6 protein-coding genes, 1 tRNA gene and 2 rRNA genes (1 of these 9 cut by a window edge) are annotated in these 6,472 nt (G+C 60.8%); 5 read left to right on the plus strand and 4 right to left on the minus strand.

Features of this window, described 5'->3' with window-relative positions; all coding sequences use genetic code 11:
• The first annotated feature begins 17 nt into the window (after positions 1-17).
• Genes M728_RS14345 through M728_RS14365 form a run of 5 tightly spaced genes read left to right on the plus strand, consistent with a single transcriptional unit; the run spans position 18 to position 3,886 of the window.
• The gene (locus M728_RS14345) at positions 18-245 is read left to right on the plus strand and encodes a hypothetical protein (protein WP_084044461.1); all 228 of its coding nucleotides are present in this window, start codon (positions 18-20) and stop codon (positions 243-245) included.
• Complete coding sequence (locus tag M728_RS14350) at positions 242-1,699, plus strand: TolC family protein (RefSeq protein WP_026620614.1); 1,458 nt, start codon at positions 242-244, stop codon at positions 1,697-1,699. The genes M728_RS14345 and M728_RS14350 overlap by 4 nt, the downstream gene beginning before the upstream one ends.
• 14 nt (positions 1,700-1,713) lie before the next feature.
• Entirely contained in the window at positions 1,714-3,063 is a 1,350-nt protein-coding gene (locus tag M728_RS14355) for a multicopper oxidase family protein (protein WP_026620613.1), read from the plus strand.
• Between the two features lie 39 nt (positions 3,064-3,102).
• Entirely contained in the window at positions 3,103-3,582 is a 480-nt protein-coding gene (locus tag M728_RS14360; RefSeq protein ID WP_034883573.1) for a plastocyanin/azurin family copper-binding protein, read from the plus strand.
• 19 nt (positions 3,583-3,601) lie between these two features.
• The gene (locus M728_RS14365; RefSeq protein WP_026620611.1) at positions 3,602-3,886 is read left to right on the plus strand and encodes a copper-binding protein; all 285 of its coding nucleotides are present in this window, start codon (positions 3,602-3,604) and stop codon (positions 3,884-3,886) included.
• A 101-nt stretch (positions 3,887-3,987) separates the two neighbouring features.
• On the opposite strand, the gene M728_RS14370 is transcribed toward M728_RS14365, so the two are convergent.
• The 4 genes from M728_RS14370 to M728_RS14385 all read right to left on the minus strand — a co-directional run.
• Complete coding sequence (locus M728_RS14370) at positions 3,988-4,356, minus strand: hypothetical protein (RefSeq protein ID WP_026620610.1); 369 nt, start codon at positions 4,354-4,356, stop codon at positions 3,988-3,990.
• Between the two features lie 294 nt (positions 4,357-4,650).
• Positions 4,651-4,727 (minus strand) — tRNA-Met (locus M728_RS14375).
• Between the two features lie 98 nt (positions 4,728-4,825).
• Positions 4,826-4,940 (minus strand): 5S ribosomal RNA (gene rrf / locus M728_RS14380).
• Positions 4,941-5,164: 224 nt separating this feature from the next.
• Positions 5,165-6,472, minus strand: a 23S ribosomal RNA gene (locus M728_RS14385) (it continues 1,636 nt past the right edge of the window).

Below are 6,472 nucleotides of genomic sequence, written 5' to 3' on the forward strand. Positions count from 1 at the left end.
CCTATTCGGACATAACCATGAGACCTTTGTTTATCGTGGCCGCACTGCCGCTATTTGCCAGCGGATGCGCTGCCACATTGCCTCCCGATGTCATTGCTTCGGGCGACCTCGCCGCCTCGCAGGCCGAAGTCCGCCCCCTCAGATATACGAGCCCGGTCTCGGGCTACACCCATCGCGTCCCGGTCGATCCCAAGCCGTGGCGTAACCAGAACGACGCACAGACTCCGGAAGGAGGCGCGTCATGATGAACGCCAGACTTGCCGCGACGCTTGCTCTGCCACTGGTGCTCGGCGGCTGTGTCTCGGCCACCGAGTATGCGGCGAAGAATGCCGGGTTCTCCTCCGTCGAGGCGAAGACGGCTGAGGCCACGGGCAAGCAGACGGTCTGGGTGCAGAACCAGCAGCAGGCTCGCGTCGTGTCGGACCGGGTGAAGACGCTGATCGCGAAGAAGACCATCGACGTCGAGACGGCGGTTCAGATCGCGCTGCTCAACAACAAGGGGCTGCAGGCCGCCTATGCCGATCTCGGCGATTCCGCCGCCGACGCCTGGCAGTCGACGATGTTCGTCAATCCGACCGTCGCAATTGGCTTCAACGGCATCGGCGCGCCGGGGATCGAGGCCTTCAGATCCGTCGAGGGCATAATCGCCTCCAATATCCTGGCGCTTGCCACGCGACAACGGGACATTGCCATCGCCGATACCCGGTTCCGGCAGGCGCAGTTGAATGCGGCACTACGCACGCTGCAGCTCGCCGCCGACACGCGACGTGCCTGGATCAATGCGGTCGCAGCCTGGGAAACGGTGGCCCAGCTCAACCAGGCGCAGGCCGCGGCAGACGCCGCCTCCGAACTCGCGCAGAAGCTTGGCGAGACTGGAGCGATGACCAAGGGCTCCCAGGCTCGCGAGCACGTCTTCTACGCCGAACTGGCGGGACAGGCGGCCAAGGCGCGGCTGGAGGCTCGCCTCGCCAAGGAGCAATTGACGCGGCTGATGGGCCTCTGGGGCTCGGATAGCGACTACCAGGTCCCGAACCGTTTGCCGCCGCTGCCCAAGGGTCTGATGAAGCTCGACCTCATCGAGGCGGAAGCTCTGCAGCGCCGCGTCGACCTGCAGATGGCGAAGCTCGATCTCGAGGCGACGGCCAAATCCTACAAGCTCACCGAAGCGACCCGCTACGTCACCGACCTCGAACTCCTGACCGGCTTCGAGACCGAACGCGAGAAGGAGGACAGCGAGGTCGAGACCGAGACGACCGGCCAGGCCGAGCTGGAGTTCGTCATTCCGATCTTCGACAGCGGCAAGGCGCGCATGCGCAAGGCGGAGCTCGCCTATATGCGGGCGGCAAACCTGCTTGCGGAAAAAGCCGTCAACGTCCGCTCGGAAGCACGCTCCGCCTATCAGGCCTATCGCGCCAATTACGACATCGCCCGGCATTACCGCAACAACGTCGTGCCGCTGCGCACCAAGATCGAGGAGGAGTCCCTCCTCACCTACAACGCGATGATCACCAACACATTCGAGCTGCTCGCCGACACGCGCGACAAGGTCAATTCGATCCTGCTTGCGGTCAACGCCAAGCGCGACTTCTGGCTGGCCGAGGCAAACCTCGCTCCCGCGATCTACGGCGGCGGCGCGGGCGCGGCTGCCGGCGAGACGGAAGTCGCGGCGACGGCCGAAAGCGGCGGTGGCGGACACTAAGAAAGGAACAGACCATGTTCAACAGAAGACAATTGCTCGGCGCGAGCGCCGCACTAGTGTCGACCGCCGCCTGGGCGAAGACCTCCAACATGGGCCTGCCGGAGGCCGCCGTGATGGAGACGGCGGAGACCCAGCCGCCGGTAAAGCCGACGTCCGGTCCGGACTACAACCCTGTCGTAACCCTCAACGGCTGGACACTGCCCTACCGGATGAACAACGGCGTCAAGGAATTCCACCTCGTCGCCGAACCGGTCGAGCGGGAAATGGCAGAGGGCATGACCGCCTATCTCTGGGGCTATAACGGCCAGTCGCCGGGCCCGACCATCGAAGCGGTCGAAGGCGACCGGGTGCGCATCTTCGTCACCAACAAGCTGCCGGAGCATACGACGATCCACTGGCACGGCATGATCCTGCCCTCCGGCATGGACGGCGTCGGCGGCCTGACGCAGCCGCATATCCCGGTCGGCAAGACCTTCGTCTACGAGTTCGACCTCGTGAAGTCGGGCACCTTCATGTACCACCCGCATTCCGACGAGATGGTGCAGATGGCGATGGGCATGATGGGCTTCTTCGTCGTCCATCCCAAGGACCCGACGTTCATGCCCGTCGACCGCGACTTTGTCTTCCTGCTCAACGCCTACGACATCGACCCCGGCTCCTACGTGCCGAAGGTCATGGAGATGACCGACTTCAACATGTGGTGCTGGAACAGCCGGGTGTTCCCGGACATCAGCCCGCTCGTCGTGTCCAAGAACGACCGGGTGCGCGTGCGGGTGGGCAATCTGACCATGACCAACCACCCGATCCACATGCACGGCTACGATTTCGAGGTCACCTGCACCGACGGCGGCTGGGTGCGGCCGGAAGCGCGCTGGCCTGAAGTCAGCATCGACATCCCCGTGGGCGCGATGCGGGCCTACGAGTTCGACGCCAAATACGTCGGCGACTGGGCGATCCATTGCCACAAGTCGCACCACACGATGAACGCCATGGGGCACGACATCCCGACCTTCATCGGCGTCGACAAGAAGAAGGTCGCCGAGAAGATCAAGAAGCTCCAGCCGGAATACATGCCGATGGGCACCAAGGGCATGGCCGACATGGGCGAGATGGAGATGGAAATCCCCGAAAACACCATCCCGATGATGACCGGCTGGGGTCCGCACGGCCCCATCGAGATGGGCGGCATGTTCTCGGTCGTCAAGGTGCGCGAGGGCATTTCGGCCGGCGATTACGCCGACCCCGGCTGGTACGAAAACCCGGCCGGAACGCAAGCCTGGGAGTGGACGGGCGAACTTCCCGACTGGACCAAGGCGAAGGACGCAAAGACCCAGATCACGCCGAAGCACTCAAACCACGGCTGATCCTGCATGCCGATGTTCAACCAACCTAAGGACCACACAATGAAGGCTCAAATCTTCGGACTTCTCGTCGCCGCGCTCGCCACTCCGGCGTTCGCTGGTGGCAATCATGCAGGCGGCCATGACGAGGCCATGGCCGTCGGCGAACCCGGCAAGAAAGCCGACGCCACCCAGACGATCCGCGTCACCATGAAGGAGACGGCAGACGGCAAGATGATCTTCACGCCGTCGACCTTCAAGGTCCGCAAGGGCCAGACCGTCCGCTTCGCGATCAAGAACGCGGGCGAACTCGACCACGAGTTCGTGCTCGATCAGCAAGACAAGATCATGGAGCACAAGGCGGTGATGGAGAAGTTCCCGGAGATGGAACACGACGATCCGAACGCGATCCGCCTCGCGGCAGGAGAGTCCGGCGAGATCGTCTGGAAATTCACCAACGACGGCACGTTCAAGATCGCCTGCCTCGTGCCCGGCCACTACGACGCAGGCATGTACGGCGACGTCACCGTTGCCAAGAAGTGATCATCGAAAGGAGTTCAACATGAAAACGCTCGTAAAGCTCACGCTCGCCTCTGCGCTCGCCCTCGGAACGGCCTACGGAGCTCTCGCTGCCGAGTTCACCAAAGCCACTGTCAAGAAGGTCGATCTCAAGGCAAAGAAGGTCACGCTGATCCACGAGGAACTGAAGAGCCTGGACATGCCCGCTATGACGATGGTGTTCCGCGTCAGGGACGACGCTCTCCTGGAGAAGCTGAAGGAAGGCGCGAATATCGAGTTCGTCGCCGAGCGCGTCGACGGCAAGCTGACCGTGACCGAGGTCAAGTAATCCCTGTAGCAGGACGCGGGTACCGCCCACTGCGTCCTGCTCCGCTCAGTCGCTGGCGAGAGCTCCAGATCGACGTTTTGCTCGAATGCGTGGTGCATTGACTACGACAACGGGCGCGTACAGACGGCACTCCACAGATCATCCTTCCAGTCGATCATGCCGCCTTCCGGTGTGGGTATCGGGTAATCGACGCCCCTCACCGAGACCGCCGCCGGAGGACTGCATCGGATGGACGCCTTGTGTTTGCCGGGATCGCTGTAAGCCCCCTCTCCTTCGGTGCGCGTTTGAGAGAGCGAAATGAACACATCGAAGTCATACTTCACGCTTGCCGCGGCTCGGTTTCCAACGAGACTTAGGCTGACGACGGTGTGGTCGGGAAAGTGCGCCCTGTGAAAGACCATGGGCTCGGTCGCGGCCGCGGAAGTTAGCAGCAATGTTTCCATAGCAAGGGCCGAGAGAACAGTACGCATTCACCCCTCCCGTGGTTCATGCGGCGTGCAAACTATATCACGGGGATGTCATTGAAGTCGGACGAATTTCGCGACGAGCTCGTCAGCCCTCTCTGCATCATGCGCCGCCACGGGATTTCCGGAACCGGGTTTCGCCGGCACTTGTCAGCCACTACTCAACGCTCAGTGGAGCCAGCACCGACCACAGGGAAAGCCGCCGCGCCATGGACCGCCGCAAAAGTGCGACGGCATCCGGAGGCATGGGTATTGCGGGGGATGAAAAGCAAAGGCCCGCGAATGCGGGCCTTGCGTGTTTGGTTGCGGGGGCAGGATTTGAACCTGCGGCCTTCAGGTTATGAGCCTGACGAGCTACCGGGCTGCTCCACCCCGCGTTATGGTTTTAAGCATAAGGGCCGCTTGTTGCGGCCCTTTGTTTCGGCTGGGCCGAGTTTGTGAGAGAAGATGTTTGTGTTTATCTTGCGTTTAGCAGACCTGGCAGCGACCTACTCTCCCGCGTCTTGAGACGAAGTACCATCGGCGCTGGGGCGTTTCACGGCCGTGTTCGGAATGGGAACGGGTGCAGCCACCCCGCCAGAACCACCAGGTCGGCAAAGCGCAAGATTTGCGCCCGGAGGCGCAAACTGATTTCGAGAAGCTGGTGAAGCGATTGCTTCGTTTTTTTGAACACGTCTTGCGACTTATCCGGATATTTGCAGCAGCCGGCAGAGCCGAGCCGCCGGTTGTCCGGGGCGCCGTCCGCAGCGCTTTCGCGCGTCAGGACAGAAGATAGCATCATCGAACTTTCGTTTGATGAGCATGAGCAATGGGAACGATCAAGCCGATCGAACGATTAGTACCGGTAAGCTTCATGCGTTGCCGCACTTCCACACCCGGCCTATCAACGTGGTCGTCTTCCACGGTTCTCAAGGGAATACTCGTTTTCAGGTGGGTTTCCCGCTTAGATGCCTTCAGCGGTTATCCCTTCCATATATAGCTACCCTGCTATGCCCTTGGCAGGACAACAGGTCCACCAGAGATATGTCCATCCCGGTCCTCTCGTACTAGGGACAGATCCTGTCAATATTCCTACACCCACGGCAGATAGGGACCGAACTGTCTCACGACGTTCTGAACCCAGCTCACGTACCGCTTTAATTGGCGAACAGCCAAACCCTTGGGACCTGCTCCAGCCCCAGGATGCGATGAGCCGACATCGAGGTGCCAAACAACCCCGTCGATATGGACTCTTGGGGGTCATCAGCCTGTTATCCCCGGCGTACCTTTTATCCGTTGAGCGATGGCCCTTCCACGCGGGACCACCGGATCACTATGACCGACTTTCGTCTCTGCTCGACTTGTCAGTCTCGCAGTCAGGCGGGCTTATGCCATTGCACTCGACGAGCGATTTCCGACCGCTCTGAGCCCACCATCGCGCGCCTCCGTTACTCTTTCGGAGGCGACCGCCCCAGTCAAACTACCCACCATACACTGTCCCGGATCCGGATGACGGACCGCGGTTAGACATCCATGACGATAAGGGTGGTATTTCAAGGACGGCTCCACAGGAACTGGCGTCCCTGCTTCAAAGCCTACCACCTATCCTACACATGCCGACACGAATGCCAGTGTAAAGCTATAGTAAAGGTGCACGGGGTCTTTCCGTCTGACCGCAGGAACCCCGCATCTTCACGGGGAATTCAATTTCACTGAGTCTGCGTTGGAGACAGCGGGGAAGTCGTTACGCCATTCGTGCAGGTCGGAACTTACCCGACAAGGAATTTCGCTACCTTAGGACCGTTATAGTTACGGCCGCCGTTTACTGGGGCTTCGATTCAGAGCTTGCACCCCTCCTCTTAACCTTCCAGCACCGGGCAGGCGTCAGACCCTATACGTCGTCTTGCGACTTCGCAGAGCCCTGTGTTTTTGATAAACAGTCGCTACCCCCTGGTCTGTGCCACCCCATCATACTTGCGTACAAAAGGGTCACGCTTCTTCCGAAGTTACGCGTGCAATTTGCCGAGTTCCTTCAACGCAGTTCTCTCAAGCGCCTTGGTATACTCTACCTGACCACCTGTGTCGGTTTCGGGTACGGTCTATATGGTGGAGCTATTTCCTGGAACCGCGTCCAAGCCCGGAC

It is taken from the genome of Ensifer sp. WSM1721 (assembly GCF_000513895.2).
Lineage (GTDB): Bacteria > Pseudomonadota > Alphaproteobacteria > Rhizobiales > Rhizobiaceae > Sinorhizobium.

Excerpts from the sequence above, each read along its gene's own strand:
- M728_RS14370 (WP_026620610.1), bottom strand. The coding sequence starts at position 4,356 with ATGCGTACTGTTCTCTCGGCCCTTGCTATGGAAACATTGCTGCTAACT.
- M728_RS14355 (WP_026620613.1), top strand. The coding sequence starts at position 1,714 with ATGTTCAACAGAAGACAATTGCTCGGCGCGAGCGCCGCACTAGTGTCG.
- M728_RS14360 (WP_034883573.1), top strand. The coding sequence starts at position 3,103 with ATGAAGGCTCAAATCTTCGGACTTCTCGTCGCCGCGCTCGCCACTCCG.
- M728_RS14350 (WP_026620614.1), top strand. The coding sequence starts at position 242 with ATGATGAACGCCAGACTTGCCGCGACGCTTGCTCTGCCACTGGTGCTC.
- M728_RS14365 (WP_026620611.1), top strand. The coding sequence starts at position 3,602 with ATGAAAACGCTCGTAAAGCTCACGCTCGCCTCTGCGCTCGCCCTCGGA.
- M728_RS14345 (WP_084044461.1), top strand. The coding sequence starts at position 18 with ATGAGACCTTTGTTTATCGTGGCCGCACTGCCGCTATTTGCCAGCGGA.